We start from the raw sequence: 17,538 nt of genomic DNA on the forward strand, positions 1-17,538 counted from the left end.
AAGTCGGACCCACAGGAAATTCAAGAAGTCAGGGGCGAGTCCGACTGAAGTCGGAGCTACAGGAATTCGAGAATTGGGATTGCCGGGATCAGGTCGAGTGTCAGGATCGCGGGGATCCTGACCTACGAGCTGTTGCGGTAATGGAGTGTCAGGATCGCGGGGATCGTGACCTACGAACTGAGCCAACAAACGAGGGTACGCGAGTATACTTGTCGTAACAAAGCAGACTCCCCAGTTAGCGCTGGCGCTGCGGGTGGGTTACCGGATAAGCTGGGCCGCAGGTAGGCAACAGCTGCGGTTGGAATCCCGAGTGGATTACGGGTAGAGCTTTTTTGTGGCGCGGCGAGATTGCATTCGGCGTATTAGACTCTGGCCGAGCCGCCGTGAGCGGCCGCCGGAGGTATCACGATGCCCGAAACGTTGACTGCCCAGTTCCGATGTCCGCGCTGCCAGCAAGAGAAACCGCTCGCCGCGGGTCGACCGGTGGACTTGGTTTACCAAGCGGTGCGCGACCTGATTCTCAAGGAGTTTCCCGCATTGCACGCGGGTGATTTCATCTGCCGCGATTGCGTCAACCATTACCGCGCGGATTATGTGCAGGCCACACTTGAACGTGAACAGGGCGAGTTGAGCGATCTTGAACGCGAGGTGATTGAAAGTCTGCGCCAACAGGAACTGTTCGCGCACAACTTCGCGGCCGAGTTCGATAGCCAGTTGACGGCCGGCGATCGCATTGCCGATCGCGTCGCCGAATTCGGCGGCAGTTGGAAGTTCATCATTACGTTCGCATCAGTCCTGGTGCTCTGGATCATCGTCAATACGGCGGTTCTGATCCAGCGCCCGTTTGATCCCTATCCCTTCATCCTCTTGAATCTGGTGTTGTCGTGCCTGGCCGCTCTGCAGGCGCCGGTCATTATGATGAGCCAGAACCGGCAGGAAGCAAAAGACCGTCTCCGGGCCGAGCATGACTACCAGATCAATCTGAAAGCCGAGTTGGAAATCCGCCACCTCAGCCGCAAGCTCGACCAGTTGATGCATCACCAATGGCTGCGACTGCTGGAGATCAAACAGATTCAGGTCGAGCTGGCCGACGAGCTTGAACGCGGGCCGGAGAAGTAGTTTCGCGCGCGGCGGTCAGGCTTTGGCTTTGAGCGCGGCCAGGCGGGTGCGGGCAGCGGTCAGTTCGGGGATCGGTCCTTCGGCGTTCTTCCAGATGTCGGTAAACGTCGTGTAGTCCTTGATGGCTTGCGCGGTGTTGCCGAGGCCCTCGTAGGCGCGGCCGAGATAGTAATAGTAGAGCACGTTGGAGATGTAAGCGTTGGAACGAACTTCATCAAAGTACGAGCTGCGCACGGTCTCGAGCGCGGCGGCCGCTTGCTCAAATCGTTCGAGCGCCAGGAATGCGCGGCCGAGTTCAAGGCTGGAGGAGAACGACGGGCGGCGATCGGCGACGTACTGGAAATCGGCCAGCGCCGCGACATGGTCGGACTTGGTCAGGTTGAAGTAGCCGCGAGCGCGATGCCAGATGACGGCGGCGTTGCTATCCTTCTGCGCTTCGAGCGCAAGCGAATCGAGAAATCGTTCGGCGAGATCAAAGTGACCGGCAGCGGCGGCCAGCCAGGTGCGGGTTATGGGAGCGCGCTGGTTTGCCGGCTGCAGCGGATGCACGGTATCGGCGTAGGCCATGTATTCGGTCAGCGTCTGCCAGGCGCGTTGCGGATCACCCCAGTGGTAATAGATGCGGGCGACGGTGATGCGATTCGCGATCGCCGATTCAGGATTGCCTTCCAGCAGTTCGGTGCGCGTCACTGACTCGATTTCCTGCAGCGCGGTCTTGAATTTGCCCTGATAGAGATACAGATTGATCCATTGTGAGCGGGCAAATTCGCGTTCGAATTGCTCCGAGGAATTCATGGCCTGACGCAGCAAGCGACCCGATTCCTCATACTGGCCGAGGATCATTTTGATCGTGGCGAGTTTGGTGATGGTCTGCATTGTGAAGTCGGGCTTGATCTGGAGCGCTTTCTGGTAGTAGAACGCGGCGGAATCGAGCTGCCCGGCGGCGGAGAGCATATCGCCCTTGGAGTCGTACGGATTCGGCTCGGTCGGCGCGATGGCGATATAGCGGTCGACGGCGGCGAGTGCGCTGTCGAGGTTGCCGATGCGGAAGTACTCGTAAGCGAGGAAATTCCAGCCGGTCTTGAACATCGGATCCAGAGCCAGTACGCGGTTGGCCGTCTCGATGGCGGGGCGATGTTCGCCGGTATTGCTGTAGGCCTGCGCCAGGAAATGGAGCAGTTCCTTGTCGTCGGGATAGCGCGCCACGGCAGCCGTCATCGCTTCGCGCGCCTTGACATTGTCGCCGGTGCCGCGGGCGGCGAACGCGCGGATCAGCATCTGCTCCCGCGGGCTGGCGTGGTCGATAAACCGGAGCGCCATCTCCTGCGCGCGGCGATACTCCTCGTTGGAACTGGACATCGCCAGCCGCGCCCAGGCGATGGCAAAGGTCGAATCGATCTGGATGGCGCGCTTGTAGGCGGTACGCGCTTCCGGTGTGGCAAAACGGTTCTGCGCCTCGATGCCTTCGAGATAGTAGCGATACGCTTCGGCCGAGGAGGTTGAAACCGAGGCCAGATCGACTTCGGGCTCGGACCGCATGGCGCGCGGGAACGCCGGATCGGCGCGCAGGTCGCGGGCGAGGCGTTCGGTCACGGCGAAGATTTTTTCTTGCGGCTCACCGTCGATGCGATGACTGGTGAGCACGCCGCCGGAAGCAACGTCGATCAGTTGTGCGGTCATGATGATCTGCGGGTCGACCTGAAGAATCGAGCCGGTAAGCATCCAGCGGGCGTCGGCTTTGCGCGCCACCTGGGTCGACATGTCGCGGTCGATGCGGCGTTCGCCTTCCTTCCCCAGGAGCTTGAGGAGATCATAGAGGCGCTGGCTGGACACGACCTTGATCGCCTTGGCTTCCGACAAATCGGTGATGAGCAGGTTGGTGACGATTTCACCGAGGCGTTGCGCGTCGGTGGGATCGGTGAGGTTGTCGAAATACATGATTGCCATCCACTGGCCGGAAGCTTGCGCCTGCTGGTCGGGCGAGACCGTCACACTCCACGGCTTGAGAATCAGCAAGAGGGCGATGACGAGGACGGCGCCGGAGGTCGAGAGAATCAGCGGCAGGCGCGAGCGTTTGCGCGGCGGGACGGCGCGCAGCGAGGGCGCCGACGGCGCGGACGAGTGGCCGTCGAGAAGTTTCTTCTCGCGCTTGAGATCGGCCATCAAGCCGGACGCCGACTGGTAGCGGGTTTCGAGATCCTTGTCGAGGGCGCGGTCGAGGATAGCCTGCAGTCCGTCGGTGACATCGGGGCGGAACTGGGCAAGGGGCGGGGGCGCATCATAGATAATCGCGCCGAGCGTGGCGGCATCGGTGTCGCGCGCAAATGCCTGTTTGCGGGCAATCATTTCGTAGAGCACGATCCCGAGCGAAAAAACGTCGGAACGCTGATCGACCGGGCGACCTTGCGCTTGTTCGGGTGACATATAGGCGATCGTGCCGAGGGTCGAGCCGGCGCGGGTGATTTGGCTGGCGCCGACCACGGTGGCCAGGCCGAAGTCGAGCAGGCGCGGGCGGCCGTCGGAGTCGATGATGATGTTTGCCGGCTTGATATCGCGGTGGACGATCCCGAGCTGGTGCGCCTTCTGCAAACCGTCGCAGAGTTGGACGGCGATTTCAATGATGCGGGCCAGGGGGAGATCATCCCTGAGCGCATCCTTGAGCGTGCGGCCTTCGACATTTTCCATCACGATGTATGGGCGGCCTTCGTGCTCGGCGACCTCGTAGATGGTGACGATGTTGGGATGGTTGAGCGCGGCCGCGGCCTGGGCTTCGCGCAGGAAGCGGGACTTGGCGTCGGGATCGCTGCTCAGCTGCTGGGAGAGGAATTTGATGGCGACGCGACGATTAAGGCTGGTGTCCTGCGCGAGGAAGACATCGCCCATGCCGCCGGCGCCGAGGCGCTGGAGCAGCTCGTAATGGCCGATCCGAGTGCCGACGGCCGGCAGGAAGAAGGAGCGGGTGCTGTCGCGTTCGTGATCTTGTTCGGACACTGGCGTTAGCTGACTGCGGTCCTTTCCGGCCGGATCGAGGCGATGCGTCCAAGCGTGTGAGCAACAAATATCGGCGTTTGTTGATCCATTTTCAATCAAGAAGTTTGATCGGACTTGGGAATAGATACGAAGCGAATCGGCGCGGGTTGCACAGGGCTAAGGGGCGGTTGGGTGCGAGCGCAATTGGGCGACCTTTTGGGAGGCCACGGGATGCTGGGGCGCGAGGCTGAGGATCTCCTGATAGAGCATGAGCGCCGAGTCGGGCTGTTTCTGAAATTCGTAGACCTCCGCGAGCGCGAGGCGCGCATCGACGGCATTCGGCGCCAGTTGCAGCGCGGCGTGGAAGCTGGCCTTGGCGTCTTCGAGACGCCCAAAGCGGGTCAGGGCGATGCCGAAATTGTAGCGCAGCGCCGGATAGTCGGGGGCCATGGCAATGCCGCGCTGGAAGGCGGAAAGGGCGCGGTCGAACTGGCCGCCTTCGGTGTAAGCGCGCCCGAGCTGGGCGTAGACGCGGATGTTTTTCGGCACCAGGGCGACGGCGCTTTCGTAGTGCGCGGCGGCGGCCGGCAGATCGCCGCTGCGATGATAGAGGCCGCCGAGGATCGTCTCGAACTGCGACTCGTTTTCGCGCGATTCAACGTTGCCGCCCCAGTTGAGGGCCAGCAGTGCGACGATGAATATCACAGCCGGTACGGCGAGGTTGCGCCACGATTTGGCGGCGATCACGCGCGCTGAGGCGAGGATGGCCGCGGCGGCGAAGATAATCGCCACGGGGACGATCGGCTGGCGAAATCGCGCGCAGACGAAGAAGAGCGCAATGGCCATCGTATAGAGCGCGAGATAGCCGACCGGAACAAGCAGGGCGTGCCGATCGCGGAGGGCGATGAGGATGCCGGCCAGCATCAGCGGAAACAGCAAGCCGGAAGGGAAGTTGAGTCCGGCTTTCCAGAGGAACGCGCGCATGTACCAGGAATACTCGCCGGCGTAGTAAAGCGACTTGTTGTTAAAGATTTCCTGCCCATGCCAGAAGAGATAGACCTTCTTGGCGAACAGCAACAGCGCACGGGCGGGATCGGCGAAGATGTCGGAGAAGGCACGGTTCATCCAGTAGGCGGAAGCCTCGGAGTCTTTGAGCTTGCGTCCCAGCTCGCGTTCGGCGACGGCGATGGAGGCGATGTTGTCCTGCATGACAGCATCGTACTGGGCGACGCCGATCTGCTGAGCGGTGATGCCGTCGGCAGTAGCGGAGTTGCCGAGGTAGAAGTTTGATCCGCCCTGTGACGCGATCAGCACGAAATCGTGGCCGAAGACGAGATTGTGGAGCGTCACCGGCAAGATGGGAAGAATCAGCGCGATCGTGAAAGTCGCCACCGCCTTGCCGATCGTCGTTCGTACCTCGCCGGCAGGCAAACGCCACAAGCCCAGCGGCAGTAGTGGGAAGAGCAGCAGGAAAGTCGGGCGGGTGATCGCAGCCAGACCGAGCAAGAGTCCGGCGGCAAGGAGACTTGAACGAGTACGCAGGTCGACAGCGCGATGGACAAAAATGAGCGCGGCCAGACCGACGGCAACTTCGAGAGTGGTAATCGAGAGTTCTCCCTCGTAGTAGATCAAGGTCGGCCAGACGGCCGTCACGGCAGCAGCGACAACGGCGATTTTGGTGTCGAAGAGACGGCGGGCGTAAGTGAACGTCAGATAAACAATGCCGACGCCGAGCAGGGTCTGGAAGAGAATCACCGGCAACGGCGAGGTGCCGAAGACGGCATAGATCAGGCCGATCAGGTAGGCGTAGAGCGGCGCGCGGAAGAACGGCTGGGTGCCGACCAGTTGTCCGTCCGCGATCTGCTTGGCCCAGAGATCGAGCGCCTGCGCGTCGAGCACGTAGTTGCCCCAGAAGATGCTGCTCTTGAGTTGCAGGATGTAGATCAAACGCAGCAGCAGGCCGATGCCGACGATCCAGAGGAGCGCCTTGCGTTCGGACGGGTCGGTGACGGCAAACCACGAGCTTGGAGCGGTCGTGGCTGGAGCCGGACGCGGAGATGGTTTCTTGACTTTCACAAAGGCAATTTGGCTGCCGGATCAAAAGCGGGCAAGGGAAAAGCGGCGGTTTACGCCTGCCGCTCGAAAATGATCAGCGTGATATCATCGCTGCGGGGCGCCTCGCCGACGAATTTGGAGACATCGCCGATCAGAGCCGTAGTCAGATTCGGAATCGGCTCATTGCGCCGGTCGATGACGAATTTCTCCAGGCGTTCGTCGGAATAGAGATCGCCGTTGGCATTGGTGGCCTCCGGGATACCGTCGGTGAAGATAATGACGCGGTCACCGGGGGTGAGCGTCAGCGAGTTGCGACTCCAGGCGAATCCGGAGAAGACACCGATCGGGATGCCGGTGGAATCGAGGTGGCGATGGCTGCCATCGAGGCTGACGAGTATCGGCGGATTGTGGCCGGCATTGACAAATTCGATCGCGTGGGCGGCCGGATCGAGCACGCCGATGAAGACGGTGGCGAAATCGCCGCCACGGCTGGTGCTTTCCATCTGCTCGGAGACCTTAGCAACGGCGTCGACGACGTCGAATTTCGGCAGCGCGCGCAACATGCGGAATGCGGAGAGAATGTTGGACGCAAACAGCGCGGCGCCCATGCCTTTGCCGGAAACGTCGGCCAGCAGGAACAGCACGCGGCCGTCGGGGAGCAGCGCCACGTCATACAGATCGCCGCCGACCATCTTGCACTGCATCTGAAAGGCATGGAACAGATAGCCGGGGATGGCCGGAAGAATTTTCGGCATCAAGCCTTCCTGAATCTGGGAGGCGATGTTCAGCTCCGACTCGAGCGCCTGTTTTTCCTGCCGTTCTTTCAGCAGATTGTGATTGGTGATCTTGGCAGCGAGAATGTTGCCGAAAGTGGCGACGACTTTGAGGGTGTCCTCGTTGTAGCGCTGGGCTGGATCGTTGGTGTCGACGTAAAGGATGCCCATGACCTTGTCTTCGTCGACCATCGGCACGGCCATGACGGAGCGGATGCCGGCGACGACGATCGACTCCTGACGCGCGAAGCGTTCATCGGAGATCAGATCGGAGAAGAAGACGGCGTTCTTGTTGTTCAGGACTTCCTTGACGATAGTGCGCGAGATCGTGAATTGCTGCGAGCCGGACTGATTGGCAAGACGGTAGTTGAGCAGGGTGACGTTGCCGGTAGACTCATCGGCGGCGAAGATAGCCGAGCGCTCGGTCTTGACGATCTGTTGCAGCAGGTCGAGCGCCTGGCTGAACATCTCGTCCACGCTTTGCGGCAGGATCAGCATCTTGGCCATATCGGCGATCGCCTTGAAGACTGCCGGGTTGGCCGACTCACGTTGCGGCGCTTGCAGCGCCTCCTCGAGCGGAATCGCGGAGATCGAGGTGCCGCCGTCGCGTTCATCGACAATCGAGACCTGCGACAACAGCGGTTGCGGCCGGGTTTCGGGAATGGTTTCGGAAAGCAGCAGGAAGCCGACGTTGCCGATCGCGATGGTATCGCCGACTTTGAGATCGACGGTATCGGTGATGCGTTTGTCGTTGACCTGCGTGCCGTTGAGCGAGCCGAGGTCGGTGAGGCGAATGGTCTGATCATCGACGACGACGATACGCGCATGGCGGCGCGAGACCGTGGAATCGTTGATTACCAAATCGACCTGGGGATCGCGGCCGGCGATATAAGTGCCGGGGGCGAGACGCCAGGTGAAGCGGTTACCGTGCTGGGGGCTGGTCAGTTTGAACATGCGTGTGCGCGGTCAGTCTCCGTAGTTAGACGAATTGAATCCACGTTTGGAAATCGTGCTCAAGTAACATGAAGCGGGTCGAAAAATCAAGCGGAAGTGCGTTTGTCGGCGGGGAGTTCAGGCGGGAATTCGGCCGCGGCGGGCGTGGCGGCGCGCGGGCGGCGGCGCAGGCGCGATTTCAGTCCGGCGGGGAGTGCGCCAACCCAGGCTAGAATGAAGCCAAACAACGTTCCGAAGCTGCCGACCTGCAGCCGCAAATTGACGTCCTCGGGGCCGACGCGGAAGAAGAGGACGCGTTTGCCGGACGCGATGGTCATGATGCCGTAGAAGATGACGGCGACGGTGATGATGCTGACGGCGGCGACGAGCGACATCAGGTATTCGAGGCGTTTCAGACGACGCAAGAGCAGGTAGCCGAGGATCAGCGCGAGGCCGCCGGCGAAGATCGCCCAGTAGATGCCGCCAAAGCCGGCGCCGGAATAGCTGGAGGTGCCCATACAGGAGATGCGAAGCCAGGGGAGGAAGAAACAGACCGCGATGATTGCGCCCCCGGCGGGGGTGAGGAGCGTGCGGTTCTTCATGCGGAGGAGATAGCGCTTTGAACGTCGGCAAGCAAGGAGATATTTGAGGAGGATCCAAGCGCCCTCACCCCCGGCCCCTCTCCCAAGAGGAGAGGGGAGTAAGTGTCATTCCCGCGGAGGCGGGAACCCAGATTGGCTGCAGTTTCTGAGGGCCAGAAGGATGGCGGCAGGTCACAATCCCGCACGGGCAGGAAGAGGGGGACGATCAGCATTCAAGGCGCGCGGGATCAAGACCTGCCGCAACGTTTATCTCACCGCGATCCTTTGTTCTTCGGGACGCTGCGCGGGCGGTGGCTACTGAGAAACCGAAAACCCACCGCAAGCGGTGGGGCACCGCTCGATTTCGTGGGTCCGACTTCAGTCGGACACAAGTGAACCCAGAAATGTCAGGGTCGTAGGGATTGTGAACAACAGCTGGCCGTCAGGAAGGGATTCCTGACGGCGCGTTGATCTTGTCGGCGCGGTGCAACAGCGAGGTGCAAGTCCGACTGAAGTCGGACCCACGTGAATTCGAAGTGTCGGGGTCGCGGTAAATCCTGACGGCGAGGTGATTTGGAACATTCCCGTGTCAGACAAGAATGTCCAACCCACCGATACTTCGCGAGGACCGGCGACGCTAGTGAATGCGGCTGCCGCTATTCCTCGTCTTGGCGGAGTTTCTCAAGGATGGAGAAGTCCTCCAGAGTCGTGGTGTCGCCGGTGACGACATTGCCGTGGGCGATTTCGCGCAACAAGCGGCGCATGATCTTGCCGGAACGGGTCTTCGGCAAGGCGTCAGTGAAGCGGATATCGTCGATCTTCGCGATATGGCCGATCTCCTTCATGACGTGCTCGCGCAAGATGTCGCGGTGTTCTTCGAGGAAGGCCGCCTCGGAACTGACATTGCTCTTGAGCGTGACGAACGCCACCAGCGCCGAGCCCTTGAGATCGTCGGGACGGGCCACGACCGCGGCCTCGGCGACGGTCTTGTGCGAGACGAGGGCGCTCTCGACTTCGGCAGTGCCGAGTCGGTGGCCGCTAATGTTGACGACGTCATCGATACGCCCGACCACCCAAAAATATCCATCGGGATCGCGGCGGGCGCCGTCGCCGGCGAGGTAATAGCCGGGACGCGACTTGGTTGGGGGGAAATCTTTCCAATACACATCCTTGTAGCGTTGCGGATCGCCGTAGATGGTGCGCAACATTCCGGGCCAGGGATGCTTGATGACGAGCAGGCCGCCCTCATTCGGCTTACACGGCGTGCCGTCCTTGCGGACAACATCGGCGACGATGCCGGGCAGGGGCAAAGTGCAGGAGCCGGGTTTGAGTGTGGCCGCGCCGGGGAGCGGCGAGATCATGATACCGCCGGTTTCGGTCTGCCACCAGGTGTCGACGATCGGGCAGCGCTTGCCGCCGATGAGGGTGTAGTACCACATCCAGGCCTCGGGGTTGATCGGTTCACCGACCGAGCCGAGCAGGCGCAGCGACGACATGTTATGCTGGATCGGATATTGTTCACCGGCGCGCATGAAGCCGCGGATCGCCGTCGGCGCGGTGTAGAAGACGGTTACTCTGTGGCGCTCGATGATGTCCCAAATGCGGTCGGGCGCGGGATAGTTGGGTGCGCCTTCGTAGAGCATGACCGAGGCGCCATGGGCGAGCGGGCCGTAGACGACGTACGAATGCCCGGTGACCCAGCCGATGTCGGCCATGCAGAAATAGAGGTCGTCCTCGCGCAGGTCAAAGACCATTTTCGTGGTGTAGGCGACCTGCGTGATGTAGCCGCCGGTGGTGTGCAAGATGCCTTTGGGTTTGGCGGTCGAGCCGGAAGTGTAGAGGATGAAGAGCGGATGCTCGGCATCGAGCGGCTCGGCCTGGCACGGCTCGGAGGGCACCAGCATGCGCTCGTGCCACCAATGGTCGCGGCCGATCATCATGTTGACCTCGTTGCCGACGCGCTTGTAGACGACGACGTTTTGCACGGTGGGAGCGTCCTCGAGGGCGGCATCGACGTTGTCCTTCAGCGGCACGATCGCGCCACGGCGGAAGGAGCCGTCCTGCGTGATGACGGCGACAGCCCTGGAATCGTTGATGCGCTCGCGGAGAGCTTCCGCGGAGAAGCCGCCGAAGACGACGTTGTGGGTCGCGCCGATGCGCGCGCAGGCGAGCATGGCGATCACGGCCTCGGGGGTCATGCCCATGTAGATCGCGACGACATCGCCTTTCTGCACGCCGAGCGATTTGAGCACGTTCGAGAAGCGGCAGACCTGCATCAGGAGCTGCTGGTAGGTGAGCGTGCGGGTTTCGCCGCTTTCGGCCTCCCAGATGATGGCGGCCTTGTTGCGCCGCCAGGTGGCGACGTGGCGGTCGAGGCAGTTGTAGGAGATGTTGATTTTGCCGCCGATGAACCACTGGGCGAAGGGGTGTTTCCAGACGAAAGGTTTCTTCCACGGTTTGAACCAGATCAGATCACGCGCCTGTTCCTCCCAGAATTTCACCGGGTTTTTGGCAGCGCGTTCGCGGAGGCGGTTGGCCTCGGCGACGGTTTTGATGTGCGCGCGGCCGGCGAAATCCTTGGACGGCGGGAAGAGGCGGTGCTCCTGCAGGACCGACTGGATGCTGTCGGTGGGCGGAGCGGCGGCGACGGTTCTGAGCTTGGGTGTGCGGGCCGGTCTTTTGGCGGCGGATTTCGTGCGCGGCGATTTGGCCACGCGGGACTTGGCGGAAGAGGGTTTCTTCGCGGGCATTATTATCTCCGAATTGGATCGATCATTATTTCAAAGTGATACGAATATCGACGAGGAAGATCGGCAAAGAAGATGATAGGGGCAAGAGAAAAGGGAAGGGCTGATAGCGCAGTAGGGCGACCTTTTTGTCGAATATGGGTTGACCAAAGCGGGCATGAGGTCTTATATTAGAGCAGTTGCTCCTCATATAACATATCGGAGGGCTTATGCGCCTTGTCAAAGTTGGGTTGGTATTGTTGGTCATTAGTCATTGCGTGTTGGCGGCGACGATCCGGGTGCCGCAGGATCAGGCGACGATTCAGGCGGGGATAGATGCGGCGGTGGATGGGGATACGGTGTTGGTGGGGCCGGGGGTGTATACGGAGAACCTGAGATTCGACGGCAAAGCAGCAGTGGTGTTGAGTTCGACGGGCTCGGAGACAACAATTATCAGCTCCAGCACGCCGGGACTCCCAGTCGTTCGGTTTATCGACAGCGAAGATACAACATCGGTTCTCGATGGCTTCACGATTCGGGATGCAACAAATGCCCACGGCATTAGGATTGAGAGCTCATCCCCAGTAATCCAGAACTGCGTGATCACAAACTGCTCATGGGACGGTGATGGTGGTGCTATCAGTTTCGTCTGGTCAGCCGCAAAGCTCCGGTACAACCGAATTCACGGGAACTATGGGACTAACACAGGAGGCGGCATTGGCGGCGGTGGTGCACTGCCCAGCTTTCTGGAAATAATCGGGAACGAAATCTACGATAATCATTGCGCACATGGCGTCGGCATCGGCTCGCCACCAGGCGGGCTGAGGGCGCGTATTGAGCGCAACATTATTCGTGACAATACGGGGACAGCAGAGGCTGCCGCGGGCATCTACATCAACAATTGTGTCGATTGTCAGATTGTGAATAACACGATCGTGAGAAACACAAAGGGGATTGCCATTTACGGTGGGGCGGCAAATGTTCAGAACAACATCCTGGCCCAGAATCAATTGGAGGCATTCTATCCTTATGCTGTGGGAGACTACAACGACGTTTGGGCTAATGGAAGTGTGAATTCCCCCGGTCCAAACGGCATATCGAGCGATCCAAGGTTTATGAATTCAGACAGCAGTGATTTTCGACTACAATCAGATTCCCCGTGCATCGATCGAGGCAATCCCAGCGCCTCTTACAATGACCCTGACGGCAGTCGGAATGACATCGGAGCAATGGCTTACGAGCCGACTGTGGGGAGAATCCGGTACGTGCCGAGCGAGTACCCGACGATTCAGGCGGCGATCGATTCTGCGGTTAATGGCGATACAGTACTTGTAGATGAAGGGGTCTATTACGAACGCCTTAACTTGCTTGGAAAGAGAGTCGTTGTTGCCAGTGAATATCTAATTGATGGTGACTCAATACACATTGAACAGACTGTAATCGACGGAGATACCGCAATTGTTCCAACTATTGCTGATACAGCAAGTGTGTTTAGATTCGTGCAAGGTGAGGATTCAAGCACTGTGGTGACGGGTTTCACGATTAGAAACGGCGGAGATTACGGTGTTCTTTCGAAAGCTGCAGGATTCACACTCAGGCGTTGTCTAATGGACGGAACAGGCATCAGAGTGTTTGGCGATTTCCCCGATTGGGTTGATGTAGTGTTGGATGAGTGTCAAGTTCACGATCGAGAGATAATGGTTGATTCACCTGGACTGCTTCTGATAAGGGGAAGTAAGATATTCTGCCCTGTGAGCAGTAGTCTCAGCTACACCCGTTACACCAAGCTGCAACTGGAGTCTTCATCGGTAGTGTCGGTGAATCTGGGTTCTAATGATGATTTGGTCACGTTTAGCTCAACGGTTCAGGGGCAGATTACCGCAGTTGATGGATCATTCCAGAGAATCGAATCGTCAGTTGTATCGGGGCTACTGCAGACTGGAGCAGGCGGAATTGTCATTGTAGATTCATCCCAGATCGGCGGTCTATTAGTGAGTCAAGAGTCAAGGGTGTACTCAATCTGGAGCATGATAAACGGAGAAGTTGTGTCAATTGCACCGGCGAACTTCGTTGAAATTTTGGATTTTAGGCATACTACGCTCGTCGGCGACATCACGCGAGTGGACGGTAGATTGTCAAATCTTGTTCTTGATAGCTGTAATATGGTCCTCAACTCGCCGCTAGAGTTTGACAGCCGCTGGAAGAATGTTTACATCCATTGCAGTAATATTTATGCCGGAGGCGAGCTTTGGTTTACCGGGTTCCCAGACTCAACTTCAGAATTTGACACCCTCGGAGTTTTTTCGCTGCTGCCTATATTCTGCGATGAAGAAAACGGCATTTACACAATTCGAAACAGCTCACCCTGCGCCCCCGCCAACAACTCCTGCGGGGTCTTGATCGGAGCATATGGTGTGGGTTGTGAAAATGCGCCGCCAGTACTGACGTCTGAGTCGGACTTGACGATCGTCAAGAGGGTGCCGTTTACTTACATCGCGACGTCGGAAGACAGCGACGGGCCGAGCGCGAGCTACTCGTTCATGAATCTGCCGTCGTGGTTGGATTCTGCTGACGATAGCTGCTTCGGGACGCCCCAGCTTGATGATTCCGATACTTCGTTCGCAATTGTGGTCTCGGACGGTTTCCTCGCGGATACGATGGTTGTCACGCTTCATCTGCTGGAAACGCCAGTCGTCGCGGGTATCGCAGTTGACGGAGAATCTGAGCCGCTGCATGTGGTGTCAGCCGCGCCGTTGATTGCATGGGACTATTCGGATACGACCGGGCTTTATCCCCAGACCGCATTCGAGATCGCGGTTGGTACCGACAACGACTGGCAGTATGCCGAAATGTGGAATCCGGCGCCGGTGGTGTCGGCGGATACGTTTGTGGTGTATGGCGGCGCGCCGCTGATCGATGGACAGACGTACTGGTTGCGGCTGCGCGTCAGCAACTCGCTCGGGTGGTCGAATTGGGCGGAGCTGATGTTCCGCATGAACAGCGTGCCCTCCATACCGCAGTTGGTTGCGCCTGCGAATGGCGGAATTGTGACCAGCCCGCAGCCGAGTCTCACAATCCGAAGAGTGCCCGACGCTGAAGGCGACAGCTTGCTTCTGACCTTTGAAGTTACCAATGACAGCTCGTTCGCCTTCTTCGTTCCGTTTACGGCGCAACCAGGCAGTGATTCGCTGACGACGGTGAATGTTCCGTTTTACCTCACGGAAGATCAGCACTACTGGTGGCGGGTGAAGGCGAGCGATTACTACGAGGAATCGGCGTACTCGGCGATCTGGTCGTTCTGGCTGAACGGCGAAAACATCGCGCCGACGCATTTCGATTTGCTGTCGCCGCCCGACGGTTTGACGCCGGCCTTGACGACGACAATGCCGAATTTGCAGTGGACGCGCTCGCGCGACTTTGATCCGTTCGATTCGGTGCGCTACGAGCTTCACATTGCGCTCTATCCCAACTTCAGCTTTGCGACGATCATCGCGGGCATTACTGACACAACGTACCAGATCGGCGAGCCATTGAGTTGGGGGACGAATTACTGGTGGAAGGTCAAGGCGACCGACGTGAGCACGGGAGTAACCTGGTCGAATCAGGTGTTTTCGTTCCGCGTCATGAAGATTGGCGACCCGGACGGTAATGGACAGATTTCGATTTCGGATGCGGTGTTTCTGATCAATTACATATTTGCCGGAGGGCCGGCGCCGGTGCCGCTATTGTCCGGTGATGCGGATTGCAGCGGGGCGATTTCGATTTCCGACGCGGTGTATTTGATCAATTACATTTTTGCTGCGGGGCCGGCGCCGTGTGAGCCGTAGGGGGGATTGGTCTGGGAAGAGTGTCGAAACCCCTCGGGGTGCGGAGTGAAAGTCGAGGTCTTGCCGTAAGAGGTTTCGACCTACGAAGATTCGCGCTTGCGAATGACTTTCGCGAGGAGGTCGTCGACCTTGAAGAGTTTCAGCCAGCGGCGCTCGGAGAGGACGGCCATCAGGGCGATCAAGGGGATGCCGATGTAGACAACGGCGAAGGCCAGGAGCACAATCAGCTTGGTTTCGGGCGCCCACGGCATGTACACGCAGAGCGCGACCGGGATCATCACCAGACCGCCGACGAGCAGAACCAGCAGGAAGAGCCAGAGCGAAAGCAGGATGATCAGCTTGCGCAGGCCGCCGAGCGCGCGAATCAGCGCAATCGCCAGTTCGGCTCTGGCGATATCGATCGCGGTTTGGATCGATTTGCCCGCCAATCCGAATATCAAGCCCTTGAGAAATCCCACGATCGAATCCTCATTCTGACTGTATATCGAAATATCGAACGCGAAATGTCGAAACCCCGCCGTCAATTGCGGTGTTCATAGAGTCTTGCCGTCAGGGGTTTCGACCTGCAATTTCGACAAACACGTGGTCAGAGGTACCGAAACTACTTCTGCGAGCGACCGAGCAGGTAGCCAACGATCAGCGCACCGAGAGCGGCGCCGCCGATATAAGGCCACGGGTTGTCGTGTACGTTCTTGTCGAGATCCTTGGCCAGCTTGACGGTCTTTTCTTTGCCGGTCGCATAGATTTCGCCGGCGTCTTGCTGCAGCCGGGCGCCGACATTGGAAACGGCGGATTTAAGGTTGCTATACTTGCCGGTCAGCATATCCTGCAATTCCACTTTCTTGTCGCGGGCGTAGCTGTTGAGCAGCTCGAGTGCGTCCTTGACTCTGGTATCTTCAGCATGTTCGGCCATATTACCTCCGATTTTCTGCCAGTGTGTAAATCCTCATTTCTTTAATTATAACGACTTACGGGCGACGAAGGCGAAGATTTTTTGGGTTGACGATCGATGCAAACCAAACTATTTTTGCAGAAAATGTAGTTTCTTGCAACATAATGCAACGATATCCGTAAATCTTAGCACATAATTCGACGAAATGGTGGTACAATCTTATGATTGACGAATTAGACAAGCAAATCCTGCAGATTCTCCAGGAAGACGCACGAATCCCCAATTCTGATATCGCCAAAAAGATTGGGATTGTTCCCTCAGCGACGGCGGAGCGGATCAAGAAGCTGGTGCAGCGGGGGGTTATCAGCGGCTATGATGTGCGGCTCGATGCGAAAGCGCTCGATCTGGGGTTGGTGGCGTTTGTCTTTGTGCGCGCGGACGAGCCGGTCAACACCTGCCAGACGGCGCTGGAGATGACGGCACTGCCGCAGGTGCTGGAAGTGCATAATATCGCGGGGGAAGATTGCTACCTGGTGAAAGTGCGGGTGCGCGACACGGAAGCGCTGGGGCAATTCTTGCGCGACAAGCTGGGAGCGATCAAGACGGTGCGCAACACGCGCACGGTGATTGCGCTGGAAACGTTTAAAGAAAATGGTCCGTTGCCGCTGAGTGAACTTCCAAGTGGAAAGGTCAATGACTGAATCATCAACAACCGCCCGCTGGCGCATCGTCGTCGGCTTCCTGGCGATCTACCTGATCTGGGGATCGACCTATTTGGCGATTCGGTTCACGATCGAAACGATTCCGCCGCTGTTGTCGGCGGGAATCCGATTCCTGATCGGCGGGTCGCTGTTGTACTTGTGGGCGCGGGCGAGCGGCGCCGTTGCGGCGACTCCGGCGCAGTGGCGCAACAGCGGGATCATCGGACTTCTGTTGGTGGTCGGCGGGACGGGGACGGTCACTTGGGCGGAGCAATATGTGCCGTCGGGACTGGCAGCGTTGATGGTGGCGGCGATGCCGTTTTGGATGGTGCTGATAGATTGGCTGCGACCGAATGGGCAGAAACCGGCCTCAAGCGTGATCGCCGGGCTGGTGATGGGATTTGCGGGGATCGTGGTGCTGGTCGGACCGGGCAACCTGGGCGGTGCGCCGGTGAGTACAATCGGCGCGGTGGCGGTGCTTATGGCGACGCTGTCGTGGGCGTCGGGGTCGATCTACTCGCGGCATGTCGATTTGCCGCAGTCGCGACTGTTGTCGGTGGGAATTCAAATGCTAGTCGGCGGCGCGACGATGCTGGCGATGGGGGCGATGATCGGCGAATTGCCGCAGTTCCATATCAGTTTGTTTACCCTCAAGTCGGTGGCGGCGCTGCTGTATCTGGCGATCATCGGCTCGCTGGCATTTGCGGCGTATGTCTGGCTGCTGAAAGTGAGCACGCCGGCGAAAGTGTCGACGTATGCGTTTGTGAATCCGGTGGTGGCGGTGATCGTGGGCTGGGCGTTTGCGGGCGAGGCGTTGTCGGCGCGGACTTTGATTGCAGCGGCGATTATCGTGACAGCCGTCGCAGTGTTGACTTTGGCAAAGGGTCGGCAGCCGAAGCGCGAAGAGGCGGCGCAGTCGTCCCCGGCTCCGGTGTCAACCTGCGAGGCGGAATGACCGGGC

General features: G+C 59.1%; 11 protein-coding genes. 4 read left to right on the plus strand and 7 right to left on the minus strand.

The genetic code is table 11. The annotated features are described in order from the left end of the window. Positions 1–408: 408 nt before the first annotated feature. On the plus strand, positions 409–1,119 hold the full coding sequence (locus tag IT585_04165; protein ID MCC6962427.1) for a DUF1003 domain-containing protein: 711 nt from the start codon (positions 409–411) through the stop codon (positions 1,117–1,119). 15 nt (positions 1,120–1,134) lie between these two features. Here IT585_04165 and IT585_04170 read toward each other — a convergent pair whose 3' ends face one another. The 5 genes from IT585_04170 to acs form a co-directional block, all read right to left on the minus strand. After that, complete coding sequence (locus IT585_04170; GenBank protein MCC6962428.1) at positions 1,135–4,110, minus strand: protein kinase; 2,976 nt, start codon at positions 4,108–4,110, stop codon at positions 1,135–1,137. A 156-nt stretch (positions 4,111–4,266) separates the two neighbouring features. Next, positions 4,267–6,165, minus strand: coding sequence for a tetratricopeptide repeat protein (locus tag IT585_04175; GenBank protein MCC6962429.1), 1,899 nt, complete (start codon positions 6,163–6,165; stop codon positions 4,267–4,269). A gap of 50 nt (positions 6,166–6,215) precedes the next feature. After that, positions 6,216–7,871 (minus strand): SpoIIE family protein phosphatase, encoded by a 1,656-nt coding sequence (locus IT585_04180; GenBank protein MCC6962430.1) that lies wholly within the window; start codon positions 7,869–7,871, stop codon positions 6,216–6,218. Positions 7,872–7,957: 86 nt separating this feature from the next. Further along, on the minus strand, positions 7,958–8,452 hold the full coding sequence (locus tag IT585_04185; GenBank protein ID MCC6962431.1) for a hypothetical protein: 495 nt from the start codon (positions 8,450–8,452) through the stop codon (positions 7,958–7,960). A 635-nt stretch (positions 8,453–9,087) separates the two neighbouring features. Next, positions 9,088–11,181: an acetate--CoA ligase gene (acs, locus tag IT585_04190; protein ID MCC6962432.1), complete on the minus strand. Its 2,094-nt coding sequence runs from the start codon at positions 11,179–11,181 to the stop codon at positions 9,088–9,090. A 206-nt stretch (positions 11,182–11,387) separates the two neighbouring features. Between acs and IT585_04195 the strand changes: the two genes are divergently transcribed. Then, positions 11,388–14,984, plus strand: coding sequence for a right-handed parallel beta-helix repeat-containing protein (locus IT585_04195; protein MCC6962433.1), 3,597 nt, complete (start codon positions 11,388–11,390; stop codon positions 14,982–14,984). Positions 14,985–15,064: 80 nt separating this feature from the next. Here the strand turns inward: IT585_04195 and IT585_04200 are convergent, their stop codons facing one another. Beyond that, positions 15,065–15,442, minus strand: a complete 378-nt coding sequence (locus IT585_04200) for a hypothetical protein (protein MCC6962434.1) — start codon at positions 15,440–15,442, stop codon at positions 15,065–15,067. A 143-nt stretch (positions 15,443–15,585) separates the two neighbouring features. Next, positions 15,586–15,897: a hypothetical protein gene (locus IT585_04205; protein ID MCC6962435.1), complete on the minus strand. Its 312-nt coding sequence runs from the start codon at positions 15,895–15,897 to the stop codon at positions 15,586–15,588. A gap of 200 nt (positions 15,898–16,097) precedes the next feature. Between IT585_04205 and IT585_04210 the strand changes: the two genes are divergently transcribed. Both IT585_04210 and IT585_04215 read left to right on the plus strand, forming a co-directional pair. After that, positions 16,098–16,577, plus strand: coding sequence for an Lrp/AsnC family transcriptional regulator (locus IT585_04210; protein MCC6962436.1), 480 nt, complete (start codon positions 16,098–16,100; stop codon positions 16,575–16,577). Next, entirely contained in the window at positions 16,570–17,532 is a 963-nt protein-coding gene (locus IT585_04215; protein MCC6962437.1) for an EamA family transporter, read from the plus strand. Before IT585_04210 ends, IT585_04215 begins: the two co-directional genes overlap by 8 nt. The last annotated feature ends 6 nt before the right edge of the window (positions 17,533–17,538 follow it).

The sequence above is a fragment of the Candidatus Zixiibacteriota bacterium genome (assembly GCA_020853795.1).
Classification (GTDB): domain Bacteria; phylum Zixibacteria; class MSB-5A5; order CAIYYT01; family CAIYYT01; genus JADJGC01.